General features: G+C 63.6%; 14 protein-coding genes. 7 read left to right on the forward strand and 7 right to left on the reverse strand.

Annotated elements, in window-relative coordinates; all coding sequences use genetic code 11:
• Window positions 1-330: 330 nt before the first annotated feature.
• Window positions 331-3,513, forward strand: coding sequence for an autotransporter family protein (locus HAP48_RS44500; protein ID WP_166206186.1), 3,183 nt, complete (start codon window positions 331-333; stop codon window positions 3,511-3,513).
• A gap of 200 nt (window positions 3,514-3,713) precedes the next feature.
• On the opposite strand, the gene HAP48_RS44505 is transcribed toward HAP48_RS44500, so the two are convergent.
• Entirely contained in the window at window positions 3,714-4,958 is a 1,245-nt protein-coding gene (locus tag HAP48_RS44505; RefSeq protein WP_166206189.1) for a metal-dependent hydrolase family protein, read from the reverse strand.
• Window positions 4,959-4,990: 32 nt separating this feature from the next.
• On the reverse strand, window positions 4,991-6,346 hold the full coding sequence (locus HAP48_RS44510) for an MFS transporter (protein WP_166206192.1): 1,356 nt from the start codon (window positions 6,344-6,346) through the stop codon (window positions 4,991-4,993).
• Between the two features lie 129 nt (window positions 6,347-6,475).
• On the opposite strand from HAP48_RS44510, the gene HAP48_RS44515 reads away from it, so the two are divergent.
• From HAP48_RS44515 to HAP48_RS44540, 4 genes are all read left to right on the forward strand, one after another.
• Window positions 6,476-7,396: a LysR family transcriptional regulator gene (locus HAP48_RS44515; protein ID WP_224496834.1), complete on the forward strand. Its 921-nt coding sequence runs from the start codon at window positions 6,476-6,478 to the stop codon at window positions 7,394-7,396.
• A 147-nt stretch (window positions 7,397-7,543) separates the two neighbouring features.
• Window positions 7,544-9,937 carry a calcium-binding protein gene (locus HAP48_RS50305; RefSeq protein ID WP_166206198.1) on the forward strand — a complete coding sequence of 798 codons (2,394 nt, stop codon included), beginning with the start codon at window positions 7,544-7,546 and terminating at the stop codon, window positions 9,935-9,937.
• Between the two features lie 559 nt (window positions 9,938-10,496).
• A complete protein-coding gene (locus HAP48_RS44535; protein ID WP_210292761.1) occupies window positions 10,497-12,350 on the forward strand; it encodes a caspase family protein in 1,854 nt (617 codons plus the stop codon).
• Window positions 12,351-12,383: 33 nt separating this feature from the next.
• On the forward strand, window positions 12,384-12,572 hold the full coding sequence (locus HAP48_RS44540; RefSeq protein WP_224496835.1) for a hypothetical protein: 189 nt from the start codon (window positions 12,384-12,386) through the stop codon (window positions 12,570-12,572).
• Here the strand turns inward: HAP48_RS44540 and HAP48_RS44545 are convergent.
• The 3 genes from HAP48_RS44545 to HAP48_RS44555 all read right to left on the reverse strand — a co-directional run bounded on the left by HAP48_RS44545 (window position 12,565) and on the right by HAP48_RS44555 (window position 16,874).
• Entirely contained in the window at window positions 12,565-13,212 is a 648-nt protein-coding gene (locus HAP48_RS44545; protein WP_166206204.1) for a DUF4384 domain-containing protein, read from the reverse strand. The two genes, HAP48_RS44540 and HAP48_RS44545, sit on opposite strands and share 8 nt — an antisense overlap.
• 20 nt (window positions 13,213-13,232) lie before the next feature.
• Complete coding sequence (locus tag HAP48_RS44550) at window positions 13,233-15,011, reverse strand: caspase family protein (RefSeq protein WP_166206207.1); 1,779 nt, start codon at window positions 15,009-15,011, stop codon at window positions 13,233-13,235.
• Between the two features lie 141 nt (window positions 15,012-15,152).
• Window positions 15,153-16,874: an NHL repeat-containing protein gene (locus HAP48_RS44555; RefSeq protein ID WP_166206210.1), complete on the reverse strand. Its 1,722-nt coding sequence runs from the start codon at window positions 16,872-16,874 to the stop codon at window positions 15,153-15,155.
• A 141-nt stretch (window positions 16,875-17,015) separates the two neighbouring features.
• On the opposite strand from HAP48_RS44555, the gene HAP48_RS44560 reads away from it, so the two are divergent.
• Both HAP48_RS44560 and HAP48_RS44565 read left to right on the forward strand, forming a co-directional pair.
• Window positions 17,016-17,312: a hypothetical protein gene (locus HAP48_RS44560; protein WP_224496836.1), complete on the forward strand. Its 297-nt coding sequence runs from the start codon at window positions 17,016-17,018 to the stop codon at window positions 17,310-17,312.
• An 89-nt stretch (window positions 17,313-17,401) separates the two neighbouring features.
• Window positions 17,402-18,382, forward strand: coding sequence for a DUF4424 domain-containing protein (locus tag HAP48_RS44565; protein WP_166206213.1), 981 nt, complete (start codon window positions 17,402-17,404; stop codon window positions 18,380-18,382).
• Window positions 18,383-18,390: 8 nt separating this feature from the next.
• On the opposite strand, the gene HAP48_RS44570 is transcribed toward HAP48_RS44565, so the two are convergent.
• Together HAP48_RS44570 and HAP48_RS44575 are read right to left on the reverse strand one after the other, a co-directional pair.
• On the reverse strand, window positions 18,391-20,199 hold the full coding sequence (locus HAP48_RS44570; protein ID WP_166206216.1) for a serine/threonine-protein kinase: 1,809 nt from the start codon (window positions 20,197-20,199) through the stop codon (window positions 18,391-18,393).
• The gene (locus tag HAP48_RS44575) at window positions 20,196-20,972 is read right to left on the reverse strand and encodes a PP2C family protein-serine/threonine phosphatase (protein ID WP_166206219.1); all 777 of its coding nucleotides are present in this window, start codon (window positions 20,970-20,972) and stop codon (window positions 20,196-20,198) included. The genes HAP48_RS44570 and HAP48_RS44575 overlap by 4 nt, the downstream gene beginning before the upstream one ends.
• Window positions 20,973-20,975: the final 3 nt, after the last annotated feature.

Consider the following 20,975-nt stretch of genomic DNA (forward strand, 5'->3'; position numbering starts at 1 on the left):
CCCAACGCGACTCAACTGGTTAGCGATCGATTAATTGCAGCGCGCGGACGTTGCATCGCGAGCACACCGCGCTCCGTTTCGTTGCCAACGATACAACCTTCATTTGTCAGCTCACAGTGAGTCACATAGCGTAACACACATCCGCTGCCGGCGAATGTTTGCCGGAATGCAACCTGCCGGGCAGCGGCAAGAACAAGGGACCAAAGCACCATGCGCGAATGCATCGGGGCTGCGACGAAACAGCGACAGGCGAATGACAATCAACGCCCGAGTGCGCGACGGACTGCATCACCATCCTACAGACGCGTGCATTTCCAACGCCTGCTCTTGATGAGTGCTTCGGCGGTCGCGCTCGTGTCGCTCCAGCCGCGATCCGCGGCGGCGCAGGCGTGGATCGGCGCCACCAGCAACGACTGGACGGTCGGCTCGAACTGGACCGGCGGAACGGCGCCGGCCGGTGGTGCGGTCGCCGTCGACAAGACTTCAAACATCGTCCTCGGCGTGGCCGCTGGGGCGACGGGCACGACGGGCAATTTCAAGTTCGGCGGAGTCACGGCCGGGGTGAATGCCAACCTCACAATTCAGAACGGCGCGGTAATGACAACCACCGGCGCCTCCCTTTCGATCGGCAATACGACTGGCACGACATCCACCGTGACCGTGACCGGAGCCGGATCGCGGTGGAGCATCAATGGCATACTTAATGTCAGCGCTATTGGCACAAACACCCTCAACATCGAGAACGGCGCGACCGTTGTCACACCAGGCAGAATCGTCGTCACCAGCCCTGCCGGCACCGGCTCAGGCACCCTTAACATCAGCGGCGGCACGCTGGAGACAACCAGTATCGCTATCAGCAACGCCGGCGGCCGGGTGAACTACGACAACGCCACCGTTCGCGCCCTCGCCACGAGCGCGTCCGCCTTCTTTGGCGGAACCGTCGCCCAGCACAACATCGCTGCGGGCGGGCTGACCCTCGATACCCAGGGGTTCAATGTCATCGCCTTCAACGGCGCCGGCACCGGCGGCTTCAGCGGCGTCGGCGGATTGACCAAGATCGGCAACGGGATCCTCTTCTTCGGCAGCGGCAGCACCTACACCGGCGAGACCGTGATCCAGCAAGGCGCGTTCAGGCTGACAGGCTCCAACGATGGCCTCGTCAATTCGAGCCGGGTGGTCGCGAACGCAACGCTCGATCTTTCGTTCGCCTCCGCGAGCAACGCCCACATCCAGAGCCTCGCCGGCAGCAGCGCTGGCATCGTCACGCTCGGCGCCAATAATCTGATCCTCACCAACGCGCACGACACGTTCGCCGGGACGATCAGCGGTACCGGCGGATTGCAGCTCACCGGCGGCACGCAGGCGCTGTCGAGCGTCCAGGCCTATAGCGGCGCGACCACAATCACATCAGGCACGCTGGCACTGACCGGCGGTGGCGATATTGCCGCCTCCAGCCAGGTGATCGCGAACGGCACGTTCAACATCGCAGGGCTTTCCGGCATCGGCACCAGCATCCCGCGGCTGTCGGGCACCGGCGGCGTCGATCTCGGCGCCAAGACGCTGTCCATCACCGCCGCCAACGACACGTTTGCGGGCGTGATCGGCGGCAGCGGTGGGCTGACACTCACAGGCGGCACGCAGACGCTGTCCGGCGCCAACACCTATAGCGGCGTGACCACGATCACCGGCGGCACGCTGGCGTTGTCAGGCACGGGATCGATCGGCAATTCAAGCCATGTGGTGGCGAACTCGGTCTTCGATATCTCCGGCCTCACCGGCGCCGGCACCAGCATCCAGAGCTTGGCTGGCAGCGGCAATGTCGCGCTCGGCGCCAAGACGCTGACACTCACCAATGCCAGCGACACATTTGCCGGTGCGATCAAGGGCACCGGCGGGCTTGCACTCACCGGCGGCACGCAAATCCTGTCCGGCATCAACAGCTACAGCGGTGCCACCACGGTCAGCGGCGGTACGCTGCGCGCCGGTGCGGCCGATGCCTTCAGCTCGGTATCTGCCGTCACGGCCGGCGCCGGCACCACGATCGACCTCAACGGCTTCAGCCAGGTCGTGGGCGGATTCAGCAATGCCGGCACGTTGCGGTTCGGCACGACGCCCGCGACCACGCTGACGGTCGCCGGCAATTACGTCGGCAATGGCGGCACGCTGCTGTTCAACACCGTGCTCGGCGGCGACAACTCAGCCACCGACCGCCTCTTCGTGCTGGGAAGCACTTCGGGCACCTCGACCGTGAAGGTCGCCAATTTCGGCGGTGGCGGCGTGCAGACGGTTGACGGCATCAGGCTGATCGACGTCGCCGGCGCCTCGAACGGCACATTCGCGCTGGCCGGCAACTATGTGCTGAAGGGCGAGCAGGCGATCGTCGCCGGCGCCTATGCCTATACGCTGCAGAAGAATGGCATCTCGACGCCATCGGATGGCGACTGGTATCTGCGCTCCAGCCTCGCCAATCCCAGCGATCCGACAACACCGCCCGTGATCACCGGTCCGCTCTACCAGCCCGGCGTGCCGCTTTACGAAAACTACGCCGGAGTGCTGCTCGGCATGAACGAGCTGCCGTCGCTGCAGGAGCGCGTCGGAAACCGCTACTGGGGCGGCGGCGACGGAGAGGCGATGGCGCGGATGGGCGTCACGCCGGCGGCGCAGGCGGACAGTTCGTGGACACAGTCGGCATTCTGGGGCCGCGTCGAGGGCGGCCAGTCCAACCTGCGGCCGTCGAACACCACAGGCTCGACCACCAACAGCGATCAGTTCAAGGCGCAGGCCGGGCTCGACGGCCTTGCGCTCGAGAACAGCTATGGGCGCCTGATCGTCGGGCTTACGCTGCAATACGGCCTGACCACGGCCTACGTGAATTCGCTGTTCGGCAACGGCCGCATCCGCGCCGAGGGCACCGGCGTCGGCGCCACCGCCACCTGGTATGGCGACAACGGCGTCTATCTCGACGGACAGATGCAGACCATGTTCTACCGCGGCGATCTCACTTCCGATCTCGTCGGCAACATGGCTCACGGCAATGAAGGCCTTGGTTATGCCTTCAGCGTCGAAGGCGGCAAGCGGATCAATGTCGGCAGCGGCTTTTCGCTGACGCCGCAGGCGCAGCTCGCCTATTCGAAGGTCGACTTCGACGGCTTCACCGACCGCTTCGGCGCGCTGGTCTCGCTCACCAATGCGGACAGCCTGCTCGGCCGCGTCGGGCTAATGCTCAATCACCAGAAGAGCTGGTATGACGGGACGAGCATCGTCCGCTCGGACCTCTACGCGATCGGCAATCTGCACTACGAGTTCCTCGACGGCACCAACGTCGATGTCGCGGGCAGCGGCTTCGCCAGCGCCAATGACCGCCTGTGGGGCAGCATCGGCGGCGGCGGCAGCTACAGCTGGGCCAACGGCCGCTACACATTGTTCGGCGAAGCGACCTATCGCGCCAGCCTGCAGGATGCCGGCGACAACCACAGCTACAAGGGCACCGCCGGCTTCCGCGTGGTGTGGTGAGAACCGAAGACTAAAGCACACTGAAGTCCGACTGAACTGGCTGCACCTCTCCCGCTTGCGGGGGCGAGACGAGCGAAGCTGAATGATTTCTGGATAATCGAATAATGCCGCTGAGTTGCCCGACGAGTCAAGCTGCCGTGTCCGCCGGCAGTCGCCGGCTACTTTGCATGGGGTTGTTTTCGATATTTTTTTGGTGCGCCCTACCGGCCCAGCCGATCGACCTCGGCCTTGCCAGCCTTCATGACAAGCGGGATGTGCTCGCCCTGGCCGAGCAAGCACGCCACATCGCGCAACGGATTGCCCTCCAGCACCAGGAGATCGGCGAAGGCCTCCGGCACGATGCGGCCGAGCTTGCCCGTCATGCCGAGCACCTCGGCACCGACAATCGTCGCGCTTTCGATCACCGCCTGCGCGCCGAGCACCTCGGCGCGGATCCGGAACTCATCGCTCTGCAACCGTTGCGATGGTCCGAGCAGATCGGAACCGTAACCCATCCTGACGCCGGCCTCGCGGTAGATCGCGAGCGAGCGCAGCCCGGCATCGCGCACGTCGGCGACCTTGGCGACGCTCGCCGACGGCAGGCCGTATTTCGCGCCCTCGGTGGCCAGCGCCTCATAGGTGACGAGGGTCGGCACCGCATAGGCGCCCTGCTCGGCCATCAGCCGCGCGGTCGGCAGATCGACCAGATTGCCATGCTCGATGGTGCGCACGCCGCAACGCACCGCGCGCTCGATCGCCTCGGCCGTGTAGGCATGGGCCAGCACATAGGTGTGACGCGCCCGCGCCTCCGCGACGATGGCGCGGATCTCGTCCTCGCAATAGCCGAACGCGCCGATCGGATCGGTCGGCGACGCGACGCCGCCGGACGCCATGATCTTGATCTGGTCAGCGCCCATCTGCAGCTCTTCGCGCACCGCCTTGCGCACCGCATCGACGCCGTCGACGACGCGCGCGATCGCGCCGACCCGCACGCAGCAGGAGCATGTCGGGTCGGCCAGATAATCCGAGCGGGCGCGCCCGTCGCCGTGGCCGCCGGTCTGGCTGAGCGCGCGGCCGGAGACGAACAGGCGTGGACCATCGGTCAGGCCGGTGTCGATCGCCTGCTTCAGCGCGTAGCCGGCGCCGCCGGCATCGCGGACGGTGGTGAAGCCGCGCTTCAGCATGCCGCGCAGCAGCATGGTCGAGCGCAGTGTCACCAGCACATTCGCCATCCGCGCCTGCAGCGACAGGTCGAGCTCGACGGCGACCGCATGGACATGCAGGTCGATCAGGCCGGGCATCAGGGTCTTGCCCCTGAGGTCGATGATCCGGTCCGCGGCGGCCTCGATCGGCCGATCGGACACCTCCTTGATCAGGCGATCCTCGACCAGAACGTGATGCCCTTCGAGGAGTTCGGGCCGAAGTGGATCGAGCAGCGCGGCATTCTTGAAGAGGATGGTGGACATGATGGTCTCCTGTCAGGACGCGGCCTGCGTGATCACGCGGCTTCGCTTGCGATCTCTTCCAGCGATCGTCCCCGCGTCCGCACGCCCATCAAGAGGACGGTGACGGCACCGATCAGCAGCACTGAGGTGGTGACGCCGAACACGCCGGCAAAACCAAAGCTCGGATAGAGATAGCCGACCAGGATCGGCGCGACGATCGCGCCGATGCGGCCGATCGCGGATGCGAGCCCTGCTCCCGTGGTCCGGATCGCGGTCGGAAACACCTCTGCCGTGTAGGCATAGACGCCGGCATAGGTACCGTTCATGAAGAACGACAACAGCAGACCGGCCAGCATGATCTCCCCGTCGCTCTTGGCGAAGGCGAGGCCCATCGCGCTGACGCCGCCGAGCAGCATGTAGGACGCGATCGTGGCTTGCCGGCCGATCCGCTCGTTGAACCAGGCCGCGGTGAAATAGCCGGGCACCTGCGCGCAATACATCGCGAGCGAATAGCCAAAGCTCTTGGTGATGCTCATGCCGTTCTGCACCAGCAGGCCGGGAATCCAGACGAAGAACGAATAGTAGCTGAACGTGATCGACAGCCACATGATCCAGGTCATGGTGGTGATGCGCGCCTGGCGGCCGGCCAGCAGCGCGGCAACATTGCTCAGCAGCGTTCCCGACGATACCGCCGGTGCGGCGGGCTCTGCGACCGCAGGTGACAGCACGCGGCCCTCGCGCACGAAGCTGGCCTCAATCCTGTCAAGCACCGCCTCGGCTTCTTTCGCCCTGCCCCGGCTTTCCAGCCAGCGCGGCGATTCCGGCAGCGAGCGGCGCCACCACAAGAGCATCACGACAGGTATGGCGGTGATGACGAGCACGATGCGCCAGCCGTTCTCGTAAGCGGGCACGATGAAATAACCGAGCAGCGCTGCGGCGACGAAGCCGAACGAGAAGAAGCCCGCGAGCGCGCCGGTGAAGCTGCCGCGGTAACGCCGCGCCACGAACTCCGCGAGATATGGTGCGATGATCGCGCTCTCCGCGCCGGTGCCCATGCCGGCAACGACGCGCGCGGCGAAGAACGACGGCCAGCTGTCCACCGCCGCGCTCGCCAGCGAGGCCGCGCTGTAGAGCGCCAGCGCCGACATCATCACCGCGCGGCGGCCGATCAGGTCCCCCAGCATCCCAGCGAACAGCGCGCCGAACAGATAGCCGACGAAGGTGCTGCTGCCGAGCACGCCGGTCTCGACATTGGTGAGCCCCCAGGCGGTGCGCAGCACCGGCAGGATGAACGCGAGAACCGCAGCATCCATCGCGTCGAACAGATAGCCCAGGCCGCCCATCAGCAGCAGGTGAATATGGAAACGCGCGAACGGCAGGCGCTCGATGCGCGCCGATATCATCGACATGAAACATCCCCCTCGGCGCCCCACGGTTCGGCACGCGCCGCGAGGTCAATCGGGGAATAATAGACAAATCGCTATTATAGGAATAATTTATAATTATTATCTAGTACATCACCAGCGTGAATATTGCTCATGGCCTTCCGCACGCTCGACCTCAACCTTCTGAAAGTCTTCGAGGCGCTGATGACCGAGGGCAGCGTCACACGGGCCGCGAGCGCGCTGACCATGACCCAGCCCGCCGTCAGCAACGCGCTCGCCCGGTTGCGTGATGCGCTCGGCGATCCCCTGTTCGTCCGCACCGCCAGCGGCATCCGCCCGACGCAGCGCGCCGTGGCGCTGTGGGAGCCGATCGGCGACGCCTTGGAAAACGTCCGCCACGCGCTCGACGAGGATGCCTTCGATCCGCGGCACACCCAGGGTGAATTCAGCCTGTCGATGTCGGATTACGTCTCCTCGCTGGTGATGCCGCGGCTGCTGAACCGCTTTAATGACGTGGCGCCGTCCGCGCGCATCCACACCATGCCCAACACCATCCTGGAGATCGGCGACCGGCTCGAGGACAACCGGGTCGATTGCGTGCTGAGCGTCTATGTCAACGAGGCGCAGCATCCGCCGGCCGTGATCCGCTCACGCTCGCTATGGACCGTCGAATATGCCTGCATGATGCGGCGGGATCATCCGCTCGCCAGGCAGAAGCGGCTCAGCACCCGCAGCTTCCTCGCCGCCAAGCATGTCGATGTAAGCCTCGCCGGCAGGACGCTGCCGACCTACGACCAGTTTCTCGCCTCGCGCGGGCTGTCGCGCAATCTGGTCGCCACCGTCAATCACTACAACGCCGCCTACGAGATCCTGCGGCAGTCCGACTTGATCGCGGTGCTGCCGCGCGATCTCAGCGCGCAGTCCCGCCAGGCGCCCGATCTGCACGCGATGCCGGTGCCGCTGCCGGCCCCGCCACGCGTCGTCAGCCTGTTCTGGCACCAGCGCAACGACACCGTCCCCGCGCAACGCTGGCTGCGCGAAACGCTGGTGGAGCTGTTTGCGCGGATGGAATGAGCGAGCCGGACGCCGCCCGCTGCGCCCCCGTTGGGCTTCGGCGCGGCAGTCCTCGCCCACCCCATGTGCCGGAACTGCATCGGGGGCCGGTGCATGACCCGATTGGGTCTTTCCCAACCGCACCGCAATGCGTAACCTAAGGTTTTAATGAACGCCTTCGTTCGCGCCAGATTGCCGGAGTTGGGCATGGCCGTTTATACGATCAATCCTCATCCCGAACCGGTCATGTTTGCGTCGTTTCCCAACGGCGATCCGATTTGGCCGATCGTCGAACCGCAGACTGATTTTGTCGCGGAACCCTGGGGTTTGCAGTTCGGCTTTGATCCGGTCTATCCGAGTGGACTGCCCAGTTCCACTTTCGGTCTGATCAACATCATCGGCACCGGACTGACCTATAGCGGAAGCAATCTGACGGGCGGTGTCGTCACCGGGATTAGCTGGACGTCCAGCGACGGGGCGACGCTTTGGGAATCGATCACCGGGTTCAGCTACACCATCACGTCGAGCCTCGATATTTCAGGGCTGTGGCACGCAATCCTCGCCGGCAACGATACGGTGATCGCGAACAACCCCAACGGCTACTTTCTGTCGGGCGAGTCCGGCAACGACACCGCCATCGGAGGCGTCGCGCGCGATTATCTGAGCGGCGGTCCCGGGGACGACGTCGTCTACGGCGAGGACGGCAACGACTCGCTGGGCGGCAATTCCGGGAACGACATCGTCTACGGCGGCAATGGCAGCGACTCGGAGTCGGGAGGTGCCGGAAACGACATCCTGCTCGGCGAAGCAGGTGCGGATTACATCACCGGCGATGCCGGTAAGGATGTCCTTTACGGTGGCCTCGGCGACGATCAGCTATGGGGCGACACACCCGGTTGGAACCTGTATGGCGGCGACGGCGGCGACGCGGATGTCATCCACGGTGATGCCGGAAACGATACGATCAACGGCGGCAGCGGGGCCGACCAGCTCTATGGCGATGATGGCAATGACCTCATCTATGCCACGTCGGGCTTTGCATTCACGGCAACCACCGACGCCGACTCGCTTTACGGCGGCAACGGCGATGATTGGCTGATCGGCAATGAAGGGGGCAATCTTCTCGACGGCGGCGCAGGCAACGACCGGCTCTACGGAGCTAACGGCAACGATGCGCTCGCCGGTGGCGCCGGCGACGACGTGCTCTACGGGGGTAACGGCAGCGATACGCTCGACGGCGGCGCAGGCAACGATCTGCTTTACGGCGGCTCCGGGACCAAGACGTTCATCTTGAGCGGCGGCAACGATACCGCCTTCGGCGACCCGCTTGCCCAGAATACGGCCACCTTCGCTGCACCGCTCAGCGCCTTCCAGATATCGCGCGGCAGCGGCAACTCCTTCATCCTCACCGACACGCGCCCAGGATCGCCGCTTGGCAGCGCCACTCTGATTGGCGTGAACACGCTGCAATTTTCGGATCAGACCTTATCGCTGGTGACGCTTGGAACGTCGGCGGCCGAGACGCTCACCGCGCCATCCTACGGCGGCTGGCTCGAAGGGCTGGACGGAGACGATACGCTGAACGGCAGCGCCGAAGGCGATACGCTGAGCGGTGGGGCTGGAGACGACACCCTCAACGGCGGTGGCGGACTTGATCTCGCAGACTTCTCGGGCGCAACAGGCAATCTTCTCATCTATCTCACCAACCCGGTCGTCACCGCGCCCGGACTTGGCACGGATCAGTTGAATTCGATCGAGGGGTTGGTCGGCGGCGCATACAACGACGTATTTGTCGGCACGACGGACGCGAACATTTTCTATCTCAACGGTGGCAACGACTACGCCTATGCCCGCGCCGGCGACGACACCGTCTATGGCGGCTACGGCCTCGATGTGCTGCTCGGCGAAGACGGCAACGATGTCCTCTACGGCGGCGCCGGCTTCAATTACCTGTTCGGTGGCGCGGGTGACGATTTGCTCGATGGCACGGGTGGAGCGTCGGCATCGGACGTGAATGTGATGTACGGCGAAGCCGGAAACGATGTGCTGTTCGGCGACATGGGCACCAATTACTTCTATGGCGGCGCAGGCATCGACACCATGTATGGCGGCGCCGGCCTCAATATCTTCATCTCCTCGGGTGAAACCGACGGCAACGTCATTTACGGCGGTTCAGGCCAGAATTACATCTACGGCTCCAATGGCGGCGATACAGTTACCGGCGGCAGTAGCGTCGACGTCTTTCTGATGGGCACCGGTGCCGATGTGATTGATGGCGGCGGTGGCGTCGACTACGCTTGGGGCGGTGGCGGTTCCGACACCTTCACCATCGACGATACGGCGTCGGAAGTCATGGTCATCCAGGATTTCAACGTGGGCGGCGTCAATGACATCCTGAACTTCGCGGGTACATCGCTGCATTCGTTTGCCGATGTGCAGGCCGCCGAGACCTACGCCGCTGGCATCGCCTCGACCATCATCACCGATGCCGCAGGCAACGCGGCCTGGCTGATCGGGATCACGCCGGGACAGCTCGACGCGAGCATGTTCAGATTTTCCTGAGCAGTCGCGCCGCGATCCTTGTTCTGGGCCCACGGGTCTCAGCTTGAGCGGATTGGCGTTGCATCCAGATGGGCGCAGTTCGCGGTCCCATGGAACAGGCTCGCGGCTGCGACAAAACGTCGAGACCAGCCGGCTGAACCTTCGCCACAAGGACCAACAACGTGCCCGTCCCAAGCTCACGATCCGGCACGAGCATCGCTTGCGCATCGGGCGATGCGCACTCAATTATGAGTTCACTATCAAGGGATGGAACTGCACTTGGCGAAGCCCGGCCGGTTGCCGGCACTCCCGGCCACACTGCGCAAAAGATAAAAAACAACGATTTCAATATCTTACAAGTCATTCGATATCGTTCGGATGCCCGCCATGAACCCTACACTCTTCCGTGTGCGCTTGAACGTCCTCCCTGCCCCGAACGACAATATCAGGAATGGATTGGACTCAAGATTGTTACTGTACGCAGGTAGGCCGGCGCTCGTAACGCTTGACGCAGTGGAGTTTGTGCGCGGCCATCTTCGATAAAGCTACCATTGTTTCGGGCCGATTTCGGACGTTCGCCATGCGCTTGTACACACACCTCAGAGTTTTTGTTCTTCTTGCCGCTTCAGTTCTCCTGGCGTCTCAGCCAGCTTGGGCGACGAAGCGAGTGGCTCTGGTCGTCGGAAACTCCAACTATCAGAACGCGCCGCTGCTTCCGAACCCTGCCAATGATGCTGCCGCTATCGCCGCGACCCTGAAGGGCGCCGGGTTCGATGTGGTCGAGTCCCGGCTCAACCTGGCCTCGAGCGACATGCGGCGGGCACTGAGGGATTTCGCCGATCAAGCCCGCGATGCAGACGTTGCCGTGGTCTACTATGCAGGTCATGGAATCGAGATCGACGGGACGAATTATCTGATCCCGACAGATGCCAGACTTGAACGCGACACCGATATCTATGACGAGGCCTTCTCGCTCGATCGTATCCTGCTGGCGATCGAGCCCGCCAGGCAACTGCGCGTCGTGATCGTTGACGCCTGTCGCAACAATCCATTTGCCGACACGATGAAACGAACCGTCGCTTCGCGCGCGATCAGCCGCGGGCTTGCCCGGGTCGAACCCGCCGTATCCAATACGCTGATCGCGTTTGCGGCGAAAGCCGGACTGACCGCGCTCGACGGCAACAGCACGAACAGTCCATACGCGACAGCACTGGTCAAGTATATCGCAAAGCCTGGACTCGATTTGCGCAGGGCTTTCGGCTTCGTCCGCGACGATGTCTTGCAAGCTACCGGTAATCGACAGGAGCCGTACGTCTACGGCTCGCTGGGCGGCGACGACGTTGCGCTCGTGCCAAAGGCAGAGGAACCGGCGCCGCCGCCGGCCAACGCCTCGTCCGAGACTCGTCGTGACTACGAATTGGCCCTGCAGGTCGGCAATAAAGCTGCCATGAGTGCGTTCCTCACCCAGCATCCCGACGGCTATTACTCAAATCTGGCCAAGCTTCAGCTCAATCAGATCGACGCGGAGGACGCACGCGTTACCGCGACCAGGAAAGCGCAGGAAGCGGAGCAGCAGCAAGCTCGGCTTGCGTCCGAAGGAGCCCAGCGGGCCGAGCAGGAAAAAGCGGCCGCTGCTTTCAAGGCTGCGGAGGATGCCCGGATCGCGGCTGAAAGAACCAAGCAGGCAGCGCTGGAACAAGCAACCGAGGCCGAACGGAAGCGGACTGCATCCCAATCCTCAACGGTCGCCATGCTTTCCCCGAACGGACCTGCCCCCGACAGCGCCAGGCCGGACAATCTTGCACCCGCACCCCCCTCCCAGACTAGCGAGGGCGCGAAGGTTGCCGCCTTGAACCCGGCGGCGCCGCAGGAGGATCTTGCCAAATCGGTACAGAGCGAATTGAGCCGGGTTGGCTGTTTCACGGGCTCCGTCGACGGTGAGTGGAACGCGGCCTCGCGTCGCTCCCTGACCCTGTTCAACCGCCACGCCGGGACCAAATTTGACGTCAAGCTCGCAAGCCTCGATGCGCTCGATGCGATCAAGCTGAAGCCGGCCCGCGTTTGCCCGCTGATCTGCGAGCAAGGCTACAGGGCGGACGGCGATCAGTGCCGCAAGATCACTTGCGCCGAGGGCTCGTTCCTGAACGAGGATAACGAATGCGAGAAGCGCCGCGGGAAAAAGCCGGTGGCGAAGCGCAACATGGATGAGCGCCCGTCGCGCGCGTCGCGCTCGGATCGTTCGCTACGGGATATCTCCGAGCCGCAAGCCGATGTTCCCCGACGACGACAGGCGACTGCAAGGCCCTCGGGTGGCAGCGGCCAGATCGTGTGTGATGCATATCTATGCCGCCCGGTCCGTCGCGGATGTCATCTCGATTACCGTGGCGGCGGAGGTCCCGGCGGCGGTACCGGCAACGTTGAGGTCTGCAACTAGGACGGCATGACGGCGGCGCGCCCGAGATCGTGTATGGGCCGCCGTCTCTCCCGCAAGCGTGATTTGGCGGCGATGGACGGAAACGGAGCTCAACCGCAGAGCCCTGCATTGAAGAAGCTGAACGTCACCCTCAGCCACCGGGACATTCACCACATGATCGCGCGGGGCGGTTGCTTCAGCCGCCTGAGCAAGCTGCAGCAACGCGATCGCTTACCTACTTGATGGAGTATGATTTGATGTCGAACGACCAATTGTTCGGCACCAGTTTTCCGCTGCCGCTGTCCGGTACACGCAGCTGACTGGTCCAGTCCGACAGATAGCTCAACGTATCGGCCGGCCCCTGAAGCTTGCGCTGAACGTCCGGCAAATCCAGCAATTGCGCACGCCGCTCGCTCAGGATCGCAACGATCACAGCGGACCCGGCCGGCGGCGCGACGACATACTCAAATCCGCGTTGCTGTGCCGCCGGGGTCGGAACAATGAATTGGACGCCAGGCTTGACAAGATTCATGTCGGGTCCGACCGACTGCGCCAACAGCTCGGCAGTCGGAAAGATCTGGGACATGCGCCCTTCCGCATCAACATCCACCAGCATGAGATACCCGGGCTTCCTGGCGGTTACGCCGAATGACACCTTGCTGCCAATGTTGACAGTTGGTCCCGGCAGGATTTCAAGCGACACGCTGGCCGCATTTGCCGGGCCGCGCGGGGCCTGTACGCGCCGGACCGATTGAGCGTTCGTCGCACCTGCAGATGGAGATGCCGATGACAGCGGCGCCGCGCACGCGACCCCGCTTCCCGCCAGCACCAGCACGATCGCGAGCCATGATTGCTTGCGGCAGACCAGTTCCGCTGGCGGCATGACCTGCTTTCCCAACTTTGTCAGGGAACGCTGAAAAAGCCGATCGACGCGATCCGCGCGTCCGCCGGCAGGTAGCGCTCCAGACTCTTGATGACCTGCCCCGAGGCACGACGCCGGTTGAGCTGCGTCAGGACCGTCTCCAAGTCAACCATCCGCTGCTGCGAGGTCACCGCAACGATCTGCTCGGCACCGAACGGCTCGCCTACCCGAAGCGGCAGCCGCAGATTTGCCGATCGCGCCAGCGCGGCATCAGAACCCACCGGATACAGCATTTGGATAGTTCCATCACCGGACACGTTGAATAGCAGCACCGCTCGTGAACCGACGTCGGACAATTCGACCTCGACGGTCTGGCCGCTGCGCTGCTGTCGATCATCCGGCCAAATACGCATCACTTGCGGCGACCGCGTCGCCATGCGCTTAAGCTCCCGAATGGCTGCAGTTCGGTTGACCACTGTCGTCAAGCCGGCAACGTCAACACCATAGGCGACCACATCGCCCCAGGCGATGACGTCATGCGACACGGGGTCCCAGATCAGGTCGGGATTATCAGTCGGTTGAACGGCCTGCACACTGGCATCCTGCGGCTTGACGCCGGCGAAATAGTTCATCTTGCCGTCAAGCGCCGCCAAACGGATAGGCGTGGTGAGACGGAAGGGCGACAGTGCGGCACTGGGCGCGGCCGGGCCGGTCGCGGCGACGCCGGTTGGAGCGGTTGGTGACGTGGCCGTAACGGCCGGCGGCGCGGGGGTTTGTTTCTCGGCGGGCGCGACGGTAGCAGCCTGACCGGAGGCAGCTCTCGCGGCCGTCCCCTGGATCAGCACCACGCCGCGCGTCAGTTCGAAGGCGACGTCGGTTTCCGGCCTCTGTGTCGGCGACGATACCGTCACGATGTTCTGGCGTTGGTCGGACAGTTGATAGACCACCTGCCGAACATTGCTGAAAAGCTCCTTCAGAGTCACTTTGCCATCATGATTGATGTCCGCGTTGCCCTCAACTGCCCGCGCGACGGCATAACTCAGTGCACCGCGCAGGCCATCGATCCCGGGGATCCGCACTTCCGGCGCCTTGGTGTTTCGATCGACGGCGGCGATGAACGCAGTGTGGTCGAGATCGAGTTCGGACTTCGGGTCGTCGCTGCTCGACACCGGCTTCAATTCATCGACCAGCAGCGTGTAGCGCGGCACCTGTCGAAAACTCATCTCTGCCGCACGCGGATCGATATCGCGCACCATTCCACCGCCGTGGCAGGTATCCGCAACGAAGATCACTTTCGCGCCACGCAATTCGAACTGCCGGATGAAATGGTTGAATTCGCTTCCCAAAATGCGCTCGGCCGATCCGGCCGGCGTAGTGGCGAATTCGGGCAGCAGGAACACGTTCTCCATTCCGTCGGGTTCGGAGCCCTTGATGCGCTCGGGCTCCTGCGTGCCGTGACCTGCGATCGACAGGAAGATGAGGTCGTTGCTCTTTGTCCGCTCCACCAGTGAGCTGATCTCACGCAGCACGCTTGCCCTATCGACCTGTGCATTGGTCAGTTCGACCACATCGCTGACGCCCATGGTCCTCAGGCTGGACACGATGTCATTGGCGTCGGCGACCGCGCCCTTCAGTTTGCGTACATGCTGGTAGTCGTCGACGCCGATGACGAGCGCCCGGAGGGCCGCACCGTCCGGGTTACTTATCGACAGTTCTCCCGCCGCATGCGCGCGCTGGAGTGGCAGGCCGACCAACGTAGCGAGCAGGATGGCGCCACACAGCCAACCGGTCTTTTGATCAAAGCCCCTGAGCCTTCGCATCGTGATCCACCTCGATATCAAGCGGGGTCTGCCCTGGAACCACACCGGTAAGATAGAGCGGCAGGATGCCGTCCGGACCTCCAGAAACCAGCCCGCAGGCAGTGATCCATGTTCATCTGTAGCCCTAGCAAGACCCCAGGTTCAGCGCCGTTTGTTCGCTGTCTTGCGGCCTGCCGGCGCCTCGGTCTCCTGATAGGCGTTCGCGGAAACCGTCGTCTGATCATCTGCGAAGGCGCGAAAGCGGACCGGAACGTAGCCGCGCGCGAGCAGGCTCGCCAGCGGATAGACGTTGCGGCAGACGCGACCATTGCAGCCGCCCGTCGAGGATTCCATGACCTCCGCCTTGCGATCCGGCGTGAACCGCAGGAACAACATCACGTGGGAACCCGGCTTGTTCAGGGCGTCACCAGGCTTCAGGTCCCAGGGGTTCGTCACGGGTGCGGCGATCGCGGGGATGGCGGCGGTCGTGTAGTGGACGGAAAGTCCCCACGCGGCGCTGACGAATGCCGAACAGTCGACGCCGGCCACATCCGGCCGTGGCTCGTTACGGGTGCAGACATTGCCTGCCAGCGTCCCGCTTTCGATCCGCTGCCGGAAGTTCGCGAGCGAACCGTGGCAACCCCAGCAATAAGGCACGCCGCGCACTTCCTGGTTTACCTTGCCCTGCAGATACCACGGCCGGCGAATACGGCTGAAACCGGAGCATTGGCTGTCGGGATCGCTGCCGTAGTTCGCCGGTGTCAGCTTCCACTGAACGCCCTCAAACGCGAAGGCCGTCTCGATCGACTGCTGGCGATTGGACGGCCGCACGGCGGCGGTCGCATTGAACTTGGTATCCGGCCGCGCCGCCGGTGCGGCCGGAGTGCGCGATGGCCTGACGTCAATGACGGATACCTTCCCCATGGGCCGGAAGCCGACACCAACCACCTCAACACCCTCGGGCTTGGTACGCAGAAAATAGACATCGCCGTCGCCTGAGACGGTGACGAACCGCCGCGTTACGGGCGTGTTCTCCAAGGGCAACTCGTAGATGCCCTCCAGGCGTCCGTTCGCGGCATAGCGTGCGACGAATGTGGCGGCATTCTTGCCCGACGGCGGAATGTCCTCGGCCAGCACGTAGAAGCGATCGCTGTTGTCGATCTCGAGAAACTCCACGGTGCCGAGCTGGTTGCGGACACGCAGGCCGAGCTGACCGATGGTCTCGTTGCTGACCATGGTCTGGATCTCGACCCGTACGCTGGCATTGCCCTTGTCGGGAATAATATCGGCGATCACCGATCCCTTGCTGCGCGAGGCGATATACTGCCGGTCGGGCTGTCGCGTCGTCCTTACGATGGCCGCGCGGGTATTCTGATCGAGCAAGTCGGTTGGACTGCTCAGCGCCTGCGAGCCCATTTGGGCGAAGGCCGAAACGGCGACCTGGTCGTCCGTGCCGCGGGACGAAACTTCCTCAAGCTGGATCACGTCTCCGCCCACCCCGCGCGTGGACTGTCCCGGTGCCGCCTTCAGCATCCGTACGCCGCCGTCCCAAACCATGATGTCGTCGTTACGGACGACGAGGTCGGTGGGCTGGACATCGCGAGGCATCTTCAGGATGTCGGGCGCAGTGTTCGGTTGCTTGGGGTCGAACTGCAGGATGCGGCCGTTGACCTGATCAAGCACAAACAGGTTTCCCTGTCCGTCAGCGCTGAGCGCTTGCGGGCCCCCGAGTTCGACGTCCTGGCCGGCCGGGACGATCCCGACCATGGAGGCAGCCGAACCGCCGGCAAAGCTTCGCACGACGGCATCGTCGGCCTTTGCACCGGTTGCAGCGAAGGCCGCGCCGACGATAGAGAGCCAGATCCAGCTAGATCGACGAAACATATCCGCCTCAACGTAACCGAACCGAATGCAGCGTCAGTCCGACTAATCCAAGACTGCGCGAGCGCAGCGTCAATTAGTGGCGACCAACCCCAATCCCGTTCAACTCTTTCACTGGACGGTGATAGTCCGAACTCCTTCAGCTTGCAGTGCAAAATCATGGCCAAAAACAGATTTGAGCAAGTCAGCGAAATCCAGCCCGACGCGATTACTCTGGTTTTGAGGCGCGACGATGCGGGCGCATCCGGGTCAATCGTGTTGCCAGCCGCCGCAAGCGGCGGACGCCTGAGCAGCGACCAGGTCAGCGCCCATATGCCGGCCCAGGACGCCTTTCGCGGCGCAATCCGGCTCGCCAATGACATGAAGCTCGCGATCGTGGTTTGCGACCAGGATGGCGTCTGGAAGCCGGAATGGGGAGAGCTTTACCAGGCGATCGATTGACCCCACCCGGGCAGACGCTGCGGCGCCGCATGGAGGCCGGCATGGCAAAAGGAGCGTTAAGCAGGCCGTCGATGAGGTCGCGAGCCCTGATGATCGCCCTGTTGGTCGCAACCAGCTGGCCCGCGCGAGCAAACGATTCCGCCGCCGAATTGTCCATCGGCGGGCTGCAATTCGTTCGCACCAAGGATGTGACCATGGCGAGCGAGGAGCTGCGTATCGGGCTGGACAAGGTCAACGTTCGCTACCAATTCGTCAACCAGACGAGCAAGCCGGTTGCGCTCACCGTCGCTTTTCCGCTGCCCGACATCGACCTGTCCGAAGCCGAGAACATTGCGCTTCCATCGAGCAATCCGGTTAACTTCGTCGAGTTCGAGACCAGGATCGACGGCAACCCGGTGCCGCTGACCATCGACCAGCGCGCCATGGTCGGCAACAAGGATGTCACTGCCCTTCTCCGTCAGTTCAAGCTGCCCCTGCTGCCGCTCGGTGATCGGGAGATCCGGGTGGCCGACCTGCCGGCGACAACCCGTACGAAGTTGATCGATGATGGCCTTCTGATGCCTGCCGGCATGAGCGACAACGGCCGCCAGCAATACACGCCCGGCTGGATAACCAAGACTTCGGCTGTTCGCGAGCAAGTATTTCCACCCGCGCGTACCGTCATCGTCGAACATCAGTATCGCCCGAGCGTCGGCTCCAGCCCTGACACGGTCCTGCGCTCAGGTCTGCGTCGCAGCGCAGCGCTAGGTCCGGAAGTCGAGCGGTACAGGAAAGAGTATTGCGTCACGGATGCGTTCCTTGCCGAATTGGACAAGCGCACCGGCAACAGCCCGGACAATGCGGCAAAGCTGCAGGAGCGGCGCATTTCCTACGTGCTCAAGACGGGCGCGAACTGGGCGGGTCCAATCCGGTCCTTCACGTTGACGATCGATCCGGGCGGCGACGACCGTCTGGTCAGTTTTTGTCCGGGACGGCTCAAGCCGTCATCTGTCGACAACTCGCGTCAATTCACGGCAAGCGACTTCAAGCCGGATGCCGACCTGAAGATCTTGATGATCGGCAAGTTCTGACGAGCAGCTCAATTCGTGAGCATCACATAGCGTGCGGCCGCAGTGAGGGTCACATTGCCGCGCTGAGCTTCGCTGATCGCTTGCAGGAAGAATGTGTCGGCCGCCATCGGTCGCGGCTGGCGCAGCGAGTCCAGAACACGCGGGGCCGCAACGACCAACAGGAGCTGCGGACCGGTTGAGCGTGCCATCGGCAGGGCAAAAGAAAGCGAGTCGATGCCCGGCTTCAGGAGATAGGACAGGCTTTGCACCTCGCCGCGATCCGAGACCATCAGCAGTTCCACCACCCGGTTGGCAAAATTCTCGATGGTCCCGTTCAGGGTCTCGCCGGCCTTCAATTCCGTCGCTGACAGGTTGATGCGCGGCGCACGCGCTTGATCGCTTCCGACCTGACTCAAGAATTTGACGGCCGGACATTGTGCCGGATTCACCTGCCTGACGCCGACCGAAGCCTCAAATCCCTGCTCCTTTCGAAACGCCTTGTCGAAGGTATCGAATGGGGCGGTCGAGGCGCCGAATCCCTCAATGACGGCTGCGCTTGAGCTCACTGCAACAGGCAGGATGAAGAAGCAGTCGCCGCCCGCATATTGGGCGACATATCTGCGGATGCGCTCGGCTCGACCCGGCCCATCGGGCGACGAAGTCGGCGTCACCGTCGGCTGAGGCGGCAGCTTCACCGGCTCCTGACGTGCCGGCTGTGGCGGAGCAGGCTCGATCCTCGGCGGCGCGGGTGTCGCGGCGAGCTTCGGCGGTGGCGGCAAGGCCGCCCGGCCCGATGTCGACCAGACAAATTTATAGAAGGTGTACCCACCGCCCCCCAGCAGAAGCAGCAGCCCTGCGACGCAGGCGCCGAGCCAGATGCGGCGAGAGTTCCGCGTGGTTGACGGCACCCGCTCCTGCTGCGCAGACGTCCCGGCTTCCGGCTTCCCCAACGGATCGAAGCCGTGGAGCGGTGCGGCAGACGGGTGAGCCGAAGCCGCCGGCGCCCAGTTGGCGACCTCCGCCATGGTCGGGCGCAAGGCCGGGTCCGGCTGCAGCATCCTCTCGAGCAGCGGCCTGATACGCAGATCCACTGCGCCGAGATCGGGCACACGCCGGCGTTTCTCGACCAGTTGAAACTGGCTCCCGCCCATATCGAGCTTCTGCCCGGTCAAGGCTTGGAACAGTACGAGACCAAAGCTGTAGACATCGGACTTCGCGGTGACATCATTGCCGTACAAGCCGACCTGTTCCGGCGACGCGTAATTATCCTTGCCGGCGAAGCCGGAGCCGATGATGGTCTTGTCACCCATCTGGGTAGACCGGGCGATACCAAAGTCGATGATCTTCGCCCGCCTTACATCATCGAGCGGCACGATGATGTTGTCGGGGGAGACATCGCGATGGATAATGCCGTGCTCGTGAGCGGCGTGCAGGCCCGATGCGACCCGCTGCATCAACTTGATCAGCGCTTCGAAGGTCAGCGGCCCATCGTCGAGCATGTTCGACAGCGAGCGCCCGTTCACGAATTCCATCGCGAGATACGGGCGCTGCAGCACGGGTTCGACCGTGAACAGGAAGTAGCGAACGATCGCTTCATGCGGAAGATTGTGAAGTGCTGCCGCCTCCCGGCGGAACAGCGCAAGCGCCGCCTCGTTGTCGACCATGTCGGGCAGCAACATCTTGACCGCAACGGGCGATCCGGTCTGGATCTCGCGGCATCGGTAGACTTCCCCCATGCCGCCCGCCCCGATCATCGCTTCGATCTCGTAAATGCCGTTGAGCCGGGTGCCGGCCGGCACACCGCGGTAGGATGATCGAAACGGATCGTTCGCGGTCATGCTCGCGGCTCCCGATCGAGCGGCGACCTCGTGGGCTCCGAGGATCGTGGCGCGAGCAATCGCACGATCACGATCGTAACATTGTCGAGCCCGCCGCGATCGAGCGCGAGCGCAAGCATGTCGTCGCAGGCTGTCTGGGCAAGGCGAGTGGCCGCGTGCTGCTGGATCTCGTCATCCTGCACGTGTCGGGTCAAGCCGTCGCTGCAAATCACGAAGATGTCTTCCGGTTCGGCCGGACCGGTCACCACCTCGAACTCGGGGTCGGCGACAACGCCGACAGCCCGGGTGATGGCATTGTTCGGCCAATCCTGGACCTCTTCGCGCGATAGCGCGCCGCCGGCGATCAGTTCCTCCAACTCGCTATGATCGTGCGACACCTGGGTGATGCCGTGGCGATTGATCAGGTACACCCGGCTGTCTCCCGCCCATATGCAGGCATAATGGCCGTCGCGTACGAGCAGGACCGCCGTTGTGGTCCCGACAGTGGCACCCTGCCTTGCCTCGCTGAGTGCCAGAATCTGCTGGTTGGCGCTGAACAGACGCGCCTCGCATTGCGCCAACAGATCCGCCGCGGAGTCCGGCGAGGCGATCGCATCAAGCGACTGCACCACGATGCGGCTGGCAAGATCGCCTGCCTCATGACCGCCCATGCCGTCAGCGACCGCCCATAGGCCGACGTCGGTTCTTACCAGACATGAATCCTCGTTCCGCGCCCGCACCCGTCCGGCATGAGTGACGCTACCGACATCGAACAAGGATGGGACGTGTACCATCGC

The sequence above is a fragment of the Bradyrhizobium septentrionale genome (assembly GCF_011516645.4).
Lineage (GTDB): Bacteria > Pseudomonadota > Alphaproteobacteria > Rhizobiales > Xanthobacteraceae > Bradyrhizobium > Bradyrhizobium septentrionale.